Annotated in this window: 13 protein-coding genes; 6 read left to right on the forward strand and 7 right to left on the reverse strand. The window is 61.2% G+C overall.

Annotated features, from left to right (window positions below):
- Positions 1-231: 231 nt before the first annotated feature.
- Positions 232-1,368, forward strand: a complete 1,137-nt coding sequence (locus NCR40_RS25055) for a porin (protein ID WP_244830882.1) — start codon at positions 232-234, stop codon at positions 1,366-1,368.
- A gap of 137 nt (positions 1,369-1,505) precedes the next feature.
- Positions 1,506-2,123, forward strand: a complete 618-nt coding sequence (locus tag NCR40_RS25060) for a hypothetical protein (RefSeq protein WP_250510993.1) — start codon at positions 1,506-1,508, stop codon at positions 2,121-2,123.
- A 60-nt stretch (positions 2,124-2,183) separates the two neighbouring features.
- Here NCR40_RS25060 and NCR40_RS25065 read toward each other — a convergent pair whose 3' ends face one another.
- The 6 genes from NCR40_RS25065 to NCR40_RS25095 all read right to left on the reverse strand — a co-directional run bounded on the left by NCR40_RS25065 (position 2,184) and on the right by NCR40_RS25095 (position 7,205).
- The gene (locus NCR40_RS25065) at positions 2,184-2,351 is read right to left on the reverse strand and encodes a hypothetical protein (protein WP_250469264.1); all 168 of its coding nucleotides are present in this window, start codon (positions 2,349-2,351) and stop codon (positions 2,184-2,186) included.
- A 385-nt stretch (positions 2,352-2,736) separates the two neighbouring features.
- Entirely contained in the window at positions 2,737-4,446 is a 1,710-nt protein-coding gene (locus tag NCR40_RS31365) for an ATP-binding protein (RefSeq protein WP_284507854.1), read from the reverse strand.
- 105 nt (positions 4,447-4,551) lie between these two features.
- Positions 4,552-4,944: a hypothetical protein gene (locus NCR40_RS25080; protein ID WP_250510994.1), complete on the reverse strand. Its 393-nt coding sequence runs from the start codon at positions 4,942-4,944 to the stop codon at positions 4,552-4,554.
- A gap of 32 nt (positions 4,945-4,976) precedes the next feature.
- Positions 4,977-5,564: a flavin reductase family protein gene (locus NCR40_RS25085; protein ID WP_244830878.1), complete on the reverse strand. Its 588-nt coding sequence runs from the start codon at positions 5,562-5,564 to the stop codon at positions 4,977-4,979.
- A gap of 1 nt (position 5,565) precedes the next feature.
- Entirely contained in the window at positions 5,566-6,255 is a 690-nt protein-coding gene (locus tag NCR40_RS25090) for a GntR family transcriptional regulator (RefSeq protein ID WP_250510995.1), read from the reverse strand.
- A gap of 11 nt (positions 6,256-6,266) precedes the next feature.
- Positions 6,267-7,205 (reverse strand): polysaccharide deacetylase family protein, encoded by a 939-nt coding sequence (locus NCR40_RS25095; RefSeq protein ID WP_244830876.1) that lies wholly within the window; start codon positions 7,203-7,205, stop codon positions 6,267-6,269.
- Between the two features lie 251 nt (positions 7,206-7,456).
- On the opposite strand from NCR40_RS25095, the gene NCR40_RS25100 reads away from it, so the two are divergent.
- From NCR40_RS25100 to NCR40_RS25115, 4 genes are all read left to right on the forward strand, one after another.
- Positions 7,457-8,512, forward strand: coding sequence for an ABC transporter ATP-binding protein (locus tag NCR40_RS25100; RefSeq protein ID WP_250510996.1), 1,056 nt, complete (start codon positions 7,457-7,459; stop codon positions 8,510-8,512).
- A 48-nt stretch (positions 8,513-8,560) separates the two neighbouring features.
- Entirely contained in the window at positions 8,561-9,838 is a 1,278-nt protein-coding gene (locus NCR40_RS25105) for an ABC transporter substrate-binding protein (RefSeq protein ID WP_250510997.1), read from the forward strand.
- An 80-nt stretch (positions 9,839-9,918) separates the two neighbouring features.
- Positions 9,919-10,833, forward strand: a complete 915-nt coding sequence (locus tag NCR40_RS25110) for an ABC transporter permease (protein WP_244830873.1) — start codon at positions 9,919-9,921, stop codon at positions 10,831-10,833.
- A 1-nt stretch (position 10,834) separates the two neighbouring features.
- Complete coding sequence (locus NCR40_RS25115; RefSeq protein ID WP_284507855.1) at positions 10,835-11,740, forward strand: ABC transporter permease; 906 nt, start codon at positions 10,835-10,837, stop codon at positions 11,738-11,740.
- Between the two features lie 45 nt (positions 11,741-11,785).
- Here NCR40_RS25115 and NCR40_RS25120 read toward each other — a convergent pair whose 3' ends face one another.
- Positions 11,786-13,642: a tannase/feruloyl esterase family alpha/beta hydrolase gene (locus NCR40_RS25120; protein ID WP_502801025.1), complete on the reverse strand. Its 1,857-nt coding sequence runs from the start codon at positions 13,640-13,642 to the stop codon at positions 11,786-11,788.
- Positions 13,643-13,910: the final 268 nt, after the last annotated feature.

Genomic DNA, 13,910 nt, shown 5'->3' on the forward strand with positions numbered 1-13,910 from the left:
CGGTGAGATGATATAACGTATCTTTACAAAAACGCCAGTGTCACGTGATCGACTAAACAACGCGCGTCAGTTGCGCAAAACACCACACCTTTTTGCGATGACTTGCCCCATCGTGTCCGCTGCGATATTCGATGTGATAAAAGTCCGCGTGCTTTTTTCGATCGGCTTCACGAGAGCCATCGGCAAAGCGCGACATACAACATCGATCAAAGCATCCAGCTCACGACATCCATGAAGACGATCACATCGCGTGCCGTATCCGCCCTTGGCATCACGGCCATTGCACTCGCCTGTCACACCGCATTCGCGCAAAGCTCGGTCACGCTGTACGGCGTCGCCGACGTCGGCGTGCGCTATCTCACCAACGCCAATGCCAACAACGACGGCAAGGTGTTCATGACCAACGGCGCAATCACCAATAGCCGGATCGGCTTGAAAGGCACTGAAGATCTCGGCGGCGGTCTCAAGGCGATTTTCCGTTTGGAAAGCGGCGTGGAATTGCAGAACGGCCAGTACTCGGATAGCCAGCGCGAGTTCAATCGCGCGGCGTATGTCGGTCTGTCGAACCAGTACGGCACGCTCACGCTCGGCCGCCAGAAGACGCCGCTTTTCGACATGCTGGGCGATACCTACGACCCGCTCACGGTCGGTAACTACTTCGAGAATGCGTGGTTGCCGGTCGCGCTCGGCGCCGGTCTCTATGCGGATAACGCGGTGAAGTACAACGGCACGTTCGCGGGCCTGACGGTCGCGGCGATGTACTCGTTCGGCACCAACTACACGTCGACGGGCGCGGGCGGCTTCTCGGGCCAGGTGCCGGGTCACATGGGCGCGGGCAACATGTACGGCTTCACGGCTTCGTATGCCGTGGGGCCGCTTGCCATCGGCGGCGGCTACCAGCAAAACAGCGACAACGCCAGCAACAAGCAGAAGATCTGGAACGCCAACGCGGTCTATACCATCGGTCAGGCAAAGCTCTACGTCGGCTATCTGCATTCGACGGATGACACCGGTTTCGTCGATAGCACGCTGTCGCAACGCGATCTCGTATCGGGCGTGGATATCCTCAAAGGCTCGGGTCGTCGCGACGATGGTCCCTTCGCCGGCATCACCTATCAAGTGACGCCCGCGCTCTTGCTCACCGGCGCGTTCTACTACGACCACATGAAGAATGCGGCGATCGGCGGTGGAGAAGTCGGCAGCGGCAATCGCTATACGGGCGTGGCGGTCGCGGAATACGCGTTGTCCAAGCGCACCGAAGTTTACGGCACGGTGGACTTCAACAAGGTAACGGGCGCGGGCTTCGTGGAACTGCCGGGACGCTCGAATCAAACGGGCGTTTCCATCGGGCTTCGCAATATTTTCTAAGTGCTATCGATGACGGCGCGTTCGCATCGCGCCGCCGATGTCGCCTCTTGCGGGTGCGAATATTGCGATCTTTCGTGCTATTCGAAGAAGGACCGGAGTCAGCGCGCTTGCGCTGACTCCGCCTCACAGGAGACGACATGCCCGAGAATCAGTCCCCCGATGTCTGCCGCATGGGTGTCGCGTTTATCGACGCCCAGTTGCAATCGCTCTATATCCACGCGGCGCTATTGAGCGGATGGATCGAGAACGGCGGTCCTGCGCCCGATTTCAGCGGCGTGGAGCGGCTCCTGACGATGCGCCACGCGCATCCCGAAGCGCACACGCATAGCGAAGACGGCATGCCTGCCAAGCGCGCGCCGGACGATCCGCCGCCGTCGCTTCCGTCACTCGACAATCCCGCCGATCGCATGGCTTTCGCGCTTCGCGTGCCGTCGACGAACGCGATTCTCGCCGTCGCCGATTTTTTCGATGCGCATCGCCTGTCCGGTTCGCGCACGCCCGAAGTGCAGTTTCTGATGCGTATCCGCGATGCCGCCGTCAATGCCAATACCTTGCATGTGGAGACGGGCGTTTATCGTCCGCACGCGGCGTATGGCGGAATCATCATCGACGAAGCGCTCGACGGCGCACGGCTTTTCAGCGACGGAGAAAAGCCCGGCTTCATGGAATTTGGCGATACGGTGGGGTTACTGCGATATCTGCGCACGCTTCTGAAGAGCATGCAGACGGTGATCAGTTCAGGCGATGCAGGTTGAGCGCGGCAATCGGCGAGCATGAAGTCCGCTGAATGCCGCGCCCGGCATTCATGATCCTGCTTACTGCGATGCTGCGGCGGCCTTCTTTGCGTGATGCTTGTGGCTGTGCTTCTTGTAAGCAGGCCGCGGCTTGTTGTTCGGATATTGCGCTTCGGCGAACGACACGCTCGGTGCGAAGATAGCGGCGACCGCCAACAGGGCAACAGCTTTCTTGAGAGACATTTTCATCAGGAACTCGCAGAGAAGAAAGGCTTGGAAATGCGCGGCGGCGAGGCCTTCGCCGCATGCGCGGTGAGCACTGTAGAGACTGCGAAGCGGAGTGTAACTTGGGGAAAACATCAGCGCTCGTTAAAACAACAATGGCGTTGTTTTTTGCGGGACTGCCACGGAATTTGCACGCTTCCGGCGCACGTTTAGCGGTATTTCGTTAAACTCGACGAAAGCTCGCGCGCGCAAGCCACCTGTGGATTGCAATCGATACCGTCAGGAAAATCCATACACGAGCGACTGGGAAACCGGCGAACTATCCCTCCATCAGTCCTTACCTTGTTTCCCTGCACTGCGGAAACGCTCAGTCGTTTTCTTGCAGCTGGCCGCGCAACGAGCCACAGCGCTAGTCGCCCAGCAACGTCTGCACGCCCTGCGCGAATTCATCGAGTAAGACGGGCTTGCGCAATACGATGGCGTCCTCGGGCAGCGTCGCCTTGACGGCATCGATATCGTCGTAGCCGGTCATGAACATCACCGGCAGACGCGGATGCGTTTCCGCGAGAATGCGCGCGAGCAAGCCGCCGTTCAAGCCCTGCATGGCCTGATCGGTCACAACGACATCGGGCGGCGAACGATCGATCGCCTGCAGCGCCGCAATGCCGCCGCTCACCGCTTCGACATCGTAGTTCGCGTCGCGCAGCAGTTCGGACAACGCTTCGCGCACGTTGGCTTCGTCATCGACCAGAATGATGCGCACGCGCCTTCGCAGCGCGACTGGGCTCGCCGATTCGCATTCGCCGTCAGCATCGCCCGCTTCCTGAACGGCCGTTCGCAGATACAGCGAGACGGTCGTGCCCGCGCCCGGTTCCGTGCCGATACGCGCGATCCCGCCCGCCTTGAGCGCCACGCCATACACCTGCGAAAGCCCGAGCCCCGTGCCCTTGCCTTCGGGCTTGGTCGAGAAGAAAGGCTCGAACGCGCGCCGGGCGACTTCGGGCGGCATGCCGGGGCCGGTATCCGACACGCGCAGCTCCACGTAATTGCCATTCGCGAGATCGGGGTCGCCCTCGGCTTCGAAGACACGTGTGGCGACTTCTATTCGCCCGCGTCCTTGCATTGCGTCCCGTGCGTTGATGACGAGATTGAGCAGCGCCGCTTCGAGTTGCGTCGCGTTGGTCAGCACGCGAACGCCTTCGGAGCGAAGCTGAAACGCGAGCTGGGTTTCGGGCCCGAGCACGCGCGCCAGCAGTTCCTTCATGCCGTGCACCGAACGCGTGACGCACAGCGACTCCAGTTCGACCGATTCCTGCCGGGAAAACGTCAGCAATTGCCTGATGAGCGCCGCGCCATGCGTGACCGCCTGCAGACCGTTGGCGCTCCAACGGCGCACCTGATCCGCGTCGTGCGCGCGATGCTCGACGAGTTGCAGACACGTGCTGATGGTCTGCAGGAGATTGTTGAAGTCGTGCGCAATGCCGCCCGTCAACTGCCCGACCGAACCCACGCGCTGATTCTGCTTGAACGTTTCGTGCGCGGCGTCGTCATCGGCGAGTGCGTCGGTGATCTTGCGCTGCAGTTCGCGTTTCTCCTCGCCGCGCTGAATGCCCATGCGCCGCAGCTTCAGCATGATGGCAGCCTGACGCGCGAGCGATTCGAGCGCCGTGCATTGTTCCTGACTCAAGGCACGCGGCTCGCGGTCGATCACGCAGACGGTGCCGAGCGCGTGACCGTCGTCCGTGACGATAGGCGCGCCCGCATAAAAGCGGATATGCGGCTCGCCGAGCACGAGCGGGTTGTCCCTGAAACGCGGATCGAGCGTCGCGTCCTCGATCACCAGCAGCGAGGTGGGTTCCAGAATGGCATGCGCGCAGAACGCCTGATCGCGTGGGGTCTCGCGTGCGCCGAGACCGATGCACGCCTTGAACCATTGCCGGTCGCGGTCGATCAGCGAAACGAGCGCGATAGGCGACTGGCAGATCGTCGCGGCCAGCGTGGCGATGTCGTCGAAAGCGGGTTCGGGCAACGAATCGAGTACGTCGAAGCTTCGCAGCGTATAGAGACGTTCCGCTTCGGTGGCGGGCACGGCCGCGCCACTGTGCGTTGATTTGGGCATGAGTACGAGGGCAGAACGGGTAGCGAAAGGCGCTGACCGATCATGGGACGTGATCGTGCGCCGTCGCTCAGTGTACGCTGGTTCGCCGTGCGTTATCGGACAGGCTCAAGTCCGTGCAAGCGCGCTGCGCTTCGCTGGTTTGCGCCGTTTGCGCGCACCCGGCACGACGCCGATGCGCGGATCGCGAGCGAGTACGAGTTCCGCGAGCCGACGCGCCGTGTCTTCGAACGCCGGATCGTCCTGCGGCACGTAGAGCCATTTTCCTAGCACGGGATGTGGCTGCAAAGTCGGAATCTCTTCGATGAGCGCTGCATGATGCTCTTGCGAGGTGCATACGAGCACGCCATTCCATGGCTTGTCGCGGTCGGCGGCCACGAGACACATCAGTCCATCGATATACGCGGCGTCGGAACCGAACATGCGCTTTTGAATGAACGTGTCATCGCTCTCGAGCGGCTCGAAAACCCATAGCAGCGAATTACGAACGGTGGAGGGCATGATGGCGGTCGCGAGCCTTGACGGGCTCCATGTTACAACTCGAAGCGGTCGCGGGTCGTCACGTAATCGCTTGCGCCGAAGCGCCCGACCGGAAAGTAATGCTGTAAGCGCACGCGCCAGGTGTCGAGGTCGATGAGCTCGTCGCGTGCGTGCAGCATCAATACCTTGCCGATGAAGATGTGCCGGCTTGCGGTTTCCAGCGTTTCCCACAGCACGCATTCGAACGCGACGGGCGCCTCGGCGATGCGCGGCGGCTTCACGCGCAGCGACGGCAGCGCGGTGAAACCAACCGCGTCGAGTTCGCTGACATCGGCGGCGAAGCGTTCGCCGCAGCGATGCATCTGCTCGGCGATTGCTTCATCGGCGAGATGGACGACGAATTCCTTCTCGCGCGGCACGTTCGCGGCTGTGTCTTTCAACGTGCCATCCGCGAGCCGGTTGATGCTGATCATCACGATGGGCGGTTCTTCGCCGAGCATGTTGAACATCGAGAAAGGCGCGGCATTCACGGTGCCATCCGCACCGAGCGTGGTCACGAGCGCAATGGGCCGTGGCACGATGAGGCTCGCCATCAGCTTGTAGCGCTGGTATTCGGTGATGGCCTCGAAGTCGATTTCCATGTCATTGCACCTTTTCAATGCCGAGCAGATGCGCAAGGCTCTTGGTGCCTGGCATCCGTGTGGTTTCTATACGCGCTTCGAGTCCCTGCAGATGCGCGCTCATATGCGCCGCCGCGCCTTTTGCGTCGCGTCGTTCGAGGCAATCGAGAATGGCGGTGTGCTCGTCGTGCTCGCATGGCGCGTTGCCCGCCGGTTCATAGACGCCAACGATAAGCGAGCAGCGCGAGACGAGTTCGTTCAGATACTGCAGCAGGATGGCATTGCCCGCGAGCGCCGCGATGCGCAGATGAAACTCGCTCGCGAGGCGCGCCCATGACGGTTGATCGAAGCGGTGCATCGCTTCGTGTTCTTGGTTGAGTTGCTCGCGCAAGGCGGCAATATCCGCGCTGCTCGCGCGCTCCGCCGCGAGTTCGACGAGCGCGCGTTCCACCGAGCGGCGCGCTTCGAACACCTCGCGCGTTTCCTCGCGCGTCGGTTGTGCGATCACCGCGCCCTTGTTGGGCCGCAACACCACGATGCCGTCGTACGCGAGCTTTTCGAGCGCGCGCCGGACCACTGCGCGGCCCACGCCGAAGAGCTCGCACAGTTCCGGCTCGGGCAGCTTGGTGCCGGGCGCGAGACGCCGGCTCAGCACACCGTCGAAGATGCTTCGATAGATGCGCATATCGGCGGCATCGGCTTGATCACGCATGCGCGGCGAGCTCATGCGGCGCGCGCGGCCGTGCTCGCCGCCTGTTCCATGTGCCGCGCGATTGCGCCGGGCGTGGTGAGCCAGATGTCGTTGCGCGCCGCCGCGATATGCGCGAGCGCGCGCCGTAAATGACGCAAGCGATACGGTTGTCCGACGATATACGGATGCAGCGCAATTCCCATGACGAGGCCCTGCGGCGTGCTCGCGCGTTGAGTCTGTTCGAGCATTTCATCGAACTGGTCGACGATCATGTCGGTGAACGCGCACATGTCGAGATGCCGCGCCATGATCATCGGCAGATCGTTCAGCTCTTGCGGATAAGGCACGGACCACAGCGCGCCGTGACGTGTTTTCATGCGCACGGGCCGGTCGTCGTGACACCAGTTGAGCGTGTAGCCGTAACCCGTTTCAGCAAGAAGGTCCGGCGTGTGATGCGTCTCCGAGATCCACGGCGATAGCCATCCTTGCGGCATCACGCCCGACTCCGCAAGGATGCGTTCGCGACAGTGCGCGAGTAGCGCGCGCTCGCCGGCTTCGTCGAGATCGCTCTGACGCTCGGCGTTCGTGTGACCGTGCGCGATGAGTTCATCGCCCCGCGCCACACATGCTTCGATCAGCTCGGGGCAATGATCGTAAAGCGACGTGTTGATGAGCGTGCCCGCGGGCATGTCGAGCGCATCGAACAATTCAATGCAACGCCACGCGCCCACGCGATTCCCGTACTCGCGCCAACTATGGTTGAGGACATCCGGTTGCGGCGATAGTGGTCCGAGCGCGGCCCCCAGTCCTTCGCCGAACGCAAAGTGTTCGAGGTTGAAGCCGAGATAAACCGCGAGACGCGCGCCGTTCGGCCAGCAATACGGCTCGCCATGATGAATCGCTTGATAGTCGAAACGGCCGTGCGATCGGAGTACATCGGGATTGAAGTCGCTCATTGTCGATGAATGCATGAACCGGTTTGGTTACGTCGTGCCCCAAGGCGGACCTGTTGCGCACCGCGAACGTACACGCCTCGCGTCGCGACGTGCCGACGATCGAGGCTTGCGATCGTGTGCAATATGCGAGCCAACGTGTCGACACGCATACTGCGCTACGCGTTGCATGCGATGAAGCCGAACCACGACAGCAAATGGCATATGTCTTGCAATGGCTTCGCGCTGCAAGCCATTTCCCGTCAGCGCGTTCATAAGGACAAGCCTTCATGGTTCAGCCGGCATCAACCGTGGTTCACGCGACAGCCGCCGATATCGAACTCGTTCACGTGACGAAGCGCTATGCGGATTCCGTCGCCGTCGATGCGATCGACCTGCGCATTCCCGGCGGCGCGTACTGTTGCCTGCTCGGTCCTTCGGGATGCGGCAAGACATCGACCTTGCGCATGATCGCGGGGCACGAGTGGATTTCCGAAGGCGATGTGCTGATCGGCGGGCGCAACGTCACGCGCGAACAGCCGGCCGCACGCGGCACCGCGATGGTCTTTCAAAGCTACGCGCTCTTTCCGCATCTGTCCGCGCTCGATAACGTCGCCTTCAGCCTCAAGATGCGCGGCGTCGGGAAGGAAGCACGCAGAAAGCGCGCGGGCGAACTGCTCGAACTCGTCGCCATGTCGCCCTACGCGAACCGCAAGCCCGCGCAGCTTTCCGGTGGGCAGCAGCAACGTGTGGCACTCGCGCGCGCCTTGCTCAATGAACCACGCTGTCTTTTGCTCGACGAACCGCTCTCCGCGCTCGATCCTTTCCTGCGCGTGCAGATGCGCGCCGAACTCAAGCGCTGGCAGAAAGAACTGGGCATCACTTTCGTGCACGTCACGCACTCGCAGGAAGAAGCAATGGCGCTCGCCGATCTCGTCGTCGTGATGAGTCACGGTCATATCGAACAAAGCGGCACGCCGTTTGAAGTCTTCAACCGGCCGCGCACCGAATTCGTCGCGCGCTTTCTCGGCGGCCATAACGTGCTCGGTTCGAAGGGCGGGCTGTTCACGGTGCGTGCGGATCATCTGCGGATCGCGCCGCAGGGCACGACGCCCGGCACGAGCGCGGGCGAGGGAGGACTGAGCCGCATCGGCGGACTCGCGTGCACGGTGCGCGAGGCCGAGTATCAAGGCACGCATGTGCGCATGACGCTCGTGCCGCTCGACGGTTCCCCCGAACTCGTTTCTATCGTCAGCGATGCCGACTACGACGCCGAGCGCCTCGGCCCCGATGCGCGCGTGACCGTCTGGTGGGATCAACGCAACGCGCATCCGCTCGCGGCGTGATGCGCGCTTGAGCCAAACACATCAAAACCCGAAACGAGGAGGAAGGCTATGAGCAATGACAATGCACGTCCGCAAGCGACTCAGGAAATCAAAGAGACCAAAGAGGAACTGGAAAGCCGCGGCCGCACGCGCCGCACTTTCATCAAGGGCGCCGTGGCGGCGGCGGGCATTGCCGGGTTCCCTTACGTGCATGCACAAGAGAAGATCACCTTGCGCTATCTCGGCACGGCGGTCAACCAGAGCGCGGACATTGCGAAGAAGTTCAAGGAAGACACGGGCATCGAGATTCAATACATTCCGGTGACGACCGATGACGTCACCAAGCGCATCATCACGCAGCCCAACTCGTTCGATATCGTCGATACCGAATACTTTTCCCTCAAGAAGCTGATTCCGGCGGGCACGCTGGCCGGCATGGATGCAAAGCGCATCAAGCTCGCGGACAAGATCACGCCGGTGCTCACGAAGGGCGAAGTGAACGGCAAGAAGATTGGCGATCAGGGCACGGCCCCGAAGAAAGTGATGTTCTTGAAGGGCGCGCGCTCGACGGAGTTCTCCGCGACGCCTACCGAATGGATGACGCTCATTCCCACGACGTATAACGCGGATACGCTCGGCATTCGCCCGGACCTCATCAAGCGTCCGGTCAACACGTGGGCCGACTTGTTGAATCCGCAATTCAAGGGCAAGGCGGCGCTGCTCAACATTCCGGCTATCGGCATCATGGATGCGGCAATGGCCATCGAAGCAATGGGTCAGGTCAAGTACGGCGACAAAGGCAACATGACCAAGGCCGAGATCGATCAGACCATCAAGGTGCTGATCGAAGCGAAGCGCGCAGGTCAGTTCCGCGCCTTCTGGCGCGACTTCAACGAAAGCGTGAACCTGATGGCATCGGGCGAAGTGGTCATTCAGTCGATGTGGTCGCCCGCGGTCACGAAGGTGCGCACCATGGGTATCGCCTGCACGTTTCAGCCGCTGAAGGAAGGTTATCGCTCGTGGGCGTCGGGCTTCGGCTTTCCGCGTTCGCTGCAAGGCAAGAAACTCGATGCGGCCTATGAGTTCGTCAACTGGTTCCAGGACGGCTGGGCGGGCGCCTATCTGATGCGTCAGGGTTATTACCCCGGCGTGACGGAGACGGCCAAGACGCACATGCAGGCTTACGAGTGGGACTACTGGATGGAAGGCAAGCCCGCGACACAGGACATCAAGGCACCCGATGGCCAATTGCTCGAAAAGACCGGCGCGGTGCGCGACGGCGGCTCTTATACGCAGCGCATGGGCGCCATTGCATGCTGGAACGCGGTGATGGACGAGAACATCTAGATGGTGCAGAAGTGGAACGAGTTCATCGCCGCCTGATGTTGACGTGAGGTTCGCATGATGCACACAAGGAGCATTTGCTGATGGCATCCGTCGAGTATTTGTCGCAAGCGAAGGAAGCGCCGAAGCGTCATCGGCGCGTGAGCGCATGGTTGCAGGCCACGCCGCTGACGCTCACCTTCGTGTTGTTCTTCATCGTGCCGCTCGTGATCACGTTGATCGTGAGCTTCTGGGATTTCAACGAATATCAGATCATCCCGGCGTTCACGCTCAAGAACTATGTGGCGATCTTCGACGGTTGCAGCTCCTTCACCGATGTCTGCGTGACCTTCAAGACATATTGGTCGACGCTCAAGTTCTGCGCAATGGTGTGGGCCGTGACGCTCGTGCTCGGATTCTCCATTGCGTACTTCCTCGCGTTTCACGTGCGCACCACGGCCATGCAGACCATTCTCTTCTTGCTCTGCACGATTCCGTTCTGGACGTCCAACGTCATCCGCATGATCTCGTGGATTCCGCTGCTCGGCCGTAACGGGCTCGTGAATCAGGCGCTGATCAACGCGCATCTCATCGATCAACCGCTGGAATGGCTGCTGTATTCGAACTTTTCGGTGGTGCTCGCGTTCGTGCATCTGTTCACGTTCTTCATGATCGTGCCGATCTTCAACGCGATGATGCGTATCGACAAGTCGCTCTTGGAAGCCGCGCGCGATGGCGGGGCGAGCGGCTGGCAGGTGATCCGCGATGTCGTGTTGCCGCTCTCGAAGACCGGAATCGTCATTGGCTCGATCTTCGTCATCACCATCGTGATGGGCGACTTTCTCACAGTGGGCGTAATGGGTGGACAGCAGATTGCGTCGGTGGGCAAGATCATTCAGGTGCAGACGGGCTATCTGCAATTTCCCGCCGCAGCGGCCAACGCGATCATTTTGCTGGCCGTCGTGCTGATGATCGTGTGGGCGCTCACGCGTGTGGTCGATATCAGGAAGGAGCTTTGACATGGCCAGCGGCATTGCGGGATTGAAGAAACATCGGGAGCACCGGCCCGCCAGCTTTTACTGGCTCGCGTTGCTGTTCGGCTTGTTCGTGCTATTCCTTTATGGACCGGTCATCACCATTTTCATTCTCTCGTTTCAAGGTCCCGAAGGCGGTCTGACGTTTCCCATGCGCGGCGTCTCGCTGCACTGGTTCGCGCAATTGCGTCAGGGTGTGGGCGATATCGATATCTGGGCTTCGTTCGGCCGCTCCGTGAAGCTTGCGCTCGCGGTCACGGTGCTGACCGTGCTGTTCTCGGTCACGGCGGGTCTCGCCTTCAGAAGGCGTTTTCGTGGCGATACGGCCGTGTTCTACGTGTCGGTGGCGAGTCTCATCATGCCGTCGATCATCGTGTCGCTCGGTATCGGCCTCACGTTTCGTCTGCTCGACAACGTGATCAAGTATCTGGCGAACGAGTGGGGCTTTACTTCTTTCGCGGATTCGTGGACCACGTCGATGGGCCTCTTCACCTCCGCGCTCGGCGCCCATCTGACGTGGACGCTGCCGTTTGGTTTGCTCGTGATGTTCGCTGTCTTCAACCGCTTTAATCCGGCTTACGAGGAAGCGGCGCGCGATCTGGGCGCATCGCCGTGGCAGAGCTTCAGGAATGTGGTGTTGCCGATCATCGGGCCATCTGTCATTGGCGTGGGAATGTTCGGCTTCACGCTGTCATGGGATGAAATCGCGCGGACGTCGCAGGCTATCGGCGAGCAGAATACGTTGCCGCTCGAATTGCAGGGCCTGACGACATCGGTGACCACGCCGGTCATCTATGCGCTCGGGACCATGACCACGCTGATGTCGCTGGCGGTCATGGTCGGCGGCTTGTTGATCGTGAGGGCGGTGACCAGGCGCCGGACTTCGAAGTAGGCGCCGGCGCTTTCCTCACGTGCGATCAAATGCAATCAAGTGCGATCACCTATGATCGTGCTCCCAGCGGCCGTCGTTCCAGCCGTTGTCGTCGTCATGACCGGTATGAGCGGCGCGCCAGTGGTTGCCGCCCTTGCACACGAGTTGCGATCCGTTTGCGCTGCATGACGCTTCATAGCCCGGCGAATAGAGAAACTCGCCGACCCAATGCGGATTCACGTTGGTGTTGCCGGGGTTGTACGCGACGAAGTTCGCTGCGTCGTCCGTGCTGCCCGAGCCCGTGTAGCGCGCTGCCAGCGGATACGGAAACACCGGACGCGTGCGCGTGGTCTGCCCGGTCGTATCGACAAGCGATGCCACGATCTTGCCCGGCTTCGCGCCCGTTTCAACCCACGCCATGGCGGGCGTCAGCATGTCGAAGGTGCTGGGACCGTCGCCGCCGCCGCAGTGCGCAACGCCCGGGAACAGATACAGCTTCCCGAACTTCTCGACGCGCTCGTCGCCCATGTATTCCTTCATCTTCGCGTAGTACTGCAGCGTCGATTGCGGCGAGATGTGCTGGTCTTCCAGGCCGTGCCAGAGAATCAGCTTGCCGCCGCGTCGATGAAAGTCACTCAGATCGGGATCGGTTGCAGCAAGATAGTTCGACGTCTGCACGGTCTTCCAGAACGATTCGACAGTGAACTTCAGATCGCTGAACGCGGCGTTCGGGCGCGAGTCGTTGAAGTAGTCGAGGTATGCCAGGAACGGCATCACGAAGTTGATGCTGCCGCTAGGTCCGGCGTCCGTCGCGGGCACGAAGAGCGACCATTGCAATTCCGAACCCCATTCACGCGCGATCGGCTGTTCGAGATGACGGCCATACTGATCCGTCGCGCCATCGTGAATCTTGCGCACCACCGCGGCTTGCGCGGGCGTGAGACACGTGGCGTCGGGCTGCCCCTTCGCACACACGAGACTCGCGGGATCGAAATGACAAGCCTGCGGATTGTCGATGATGCCGTCCGTCACGCCGTCCTGACCGTCGCACGACTTCAGCACGGCGGCGTGGATCATCGGCAACTTGTCGGCGAGCAGAATGTACTTGCCCGTCTTCTGGTCGATGTTGACCGCCGCCGCCCAGCCGTGGTGGAACGTGTTCTGCACGATCAGATCGTTGGCCGGCGCGCCCGCGACGATGCCGTCGAAGTCGTCGGGATAGCGTTGCGCTTCCATCAGCGCCTCACGTCCGCCGTCTGAGCAGCCGTCGAAATACGAGTACTTCGGAGCGCGCGCATAGAACTTGTTGATGATCGCCTTGGATACCTGCGCCGTGGCGTGCTCCGCGCGATAAGCAAAATCGATCTTGGCTTTCGGATCCAGCGCCCATGCGCCATCGTTGCCGCCTTCGTGGCCCATGTCGGTGGCGGAGATGGCGATCTGACCGTTCGTGACCGACACGCAGGTCGATGCCATCGGCGCGCTGATCGAGAGATTGCCGCACAGACCGCCGCATCCCGTTTGCAGATAGCGCTGCGTCCAGCCTTGCGTCGGCAAGCGCAATTCAAAGAGCGATGCGCCAGGGCCTATGGTTCCCTTGATATCGCACACTTCGGAAGGCAGTCCGGGTCCAGCCGTCGCGCCTGGAGGCATGCCGGGGTTGCTGATGACCGTTCCTTTTGCAAGGACCGTTGCCGAGGTGATGGTGACGGTACCATCGGTGACGCCGCTTAGATCGAGCGTGGCGACTGCCGCGCAGTTCATCGCGGGAAGGATCGAGGGGAGGTCGGCTAGACCGCTTGAATTGGCCGCCATTGCTTGAGGCGCCATGAATACGCATGTCGTCAAAAGAGCAAGCCACGCATAGAGCGTGCGGATGCATCGTCTGAGTAGGGCGGGGTTGCTGCAGAGTAATCGCATCATCGTCTCCTGAGGTCGTCGGGTCACTTTCCAGCGAGTACGGAGGATGACGAAAGAGTTTCGCTATAGGGAGAGGGCGTATACCCGGCAACCCTGCTTAGTCGGCGCTCTAAAGCGTCAACGTTTGCGGCGCCGGCATGCTGCACCAAGGCGGAGCGGACATACCGCGCTTCCGGTGACCGATAAACAAAACAGATAGCCAGGCAAATGATACGCAAGGAAAGCGTCCTTCGTGCCGTACGCGGCTTCACCGAGACGCTTCGCCTGACTC

It is taken from the genome of Caballeronia sp. GACF4 (genome assembly GCF_023631025.1).
GTDB lineage: Bacteria > Pseudomonadota > Gammaproteobacteria > Burkholderiales > Burkholderiaceae > Caballeronia.

What these genes read in the sequence shown, in the direction of transcription:
- NCR40_RS25100 (WP_250510996.1), top strand. Translation starts at nt 7,457, where the DNA reads ATGGTTCAGCCGGCATCAACCGTGGTTCACGCGACAGCCGCCGATATC.
- NCR40_RS25085 (WP_244830878.1), bottom strand. Translation starts at nt 5,564, where the DNA reads ATGGAAATCGACTTCGAGGCCATCACCGAATACCAGCGCTACAAGCTG.
- NCR40_RS25105 (WP_250510997.1), top strand. Translation starts at nt 8,561, where the DNA reads ATGAGCAATGACAATGCACGTCCGCAAGCGACTCAGGAAATCAAAGAG.
- NCR40_RS25055 (WP_244830882.1), top strand. Translation starts at nt 232, where the DNA reads ATGAAGACGATCACATCGCGTGCCGTATCCGCCCTTGGCATCACGGCC.
- NCR40_RS31365 (WP_284507854.1), bottom strand. Translation starts at nt 4,446, where the DNA reads ATGCCCAAATCAACGCACAGTGGCGCGGCCGTGCCCGCCACCGAAGCG.
- NCR40_RS25120 (WP_502801025.1), bottom strand. Translation starts at nt 13,642, where the DNA reads ATGATGCGATTACTCTGCAGCAACCCCGCCCTACTCAGACGATGCATC.
- NCR40_RS25110 (WP_244830873.1), top strand. Translation starts at nt 9,919, where the DNA reads ATGGCATCCGTCGAGTATTTGTCGCAAGCGAAGGAAGCGCCGAAGCGT.
- NCR40_RS25115 (WP_284507855.1), top strand. Translation starts at nt 10,835, where the DNA reads ATGGCCAGCGGCATTGCGGGATTGAAGAAACATCGGGAGCACCGGCCC.
- NCR40_RS25060 (WP_250510993.1), top strand. Translation starts at nt 1,506, where the DNA reads ATGCCCGAGAATCAGTCCCCCGATGTCTGCCGCATGGGTGTCGCGTTT.
- NCR40_RS25065 (WP_250469264.1), bottom strand. Translation starts at nt 2,351, where the DNA reads ATGAAAATGTCTCTCAAGAAAGCTGTTGCCCTGTTGGCGGTCGCCGCT.
- NCR40_RS25080 (WP_250510994.1), bottom strand. Translation starts at nt 4,944, where the DNA reads ATGCCCTCCACCGTTCGTAATTCGCTGCTATGGGTTTTCGAGCCGCTC.
- NCR40_RS25095 (WP_244830876.1), bottom strand. Translation starts at nt 7,205, where the DNA reads ATGCATTCATCGACAATGAGCGACTTCAATCCCGATGTACTCCGATCG.
- NCR40_RS25090 (WP_250510995.1), bottom strand. Translation starts at nt 6,255, where the DNA reads ATGCGTGATCAAGCCGATGCCGCCGATATGCGCATCTATCGAAGCATC.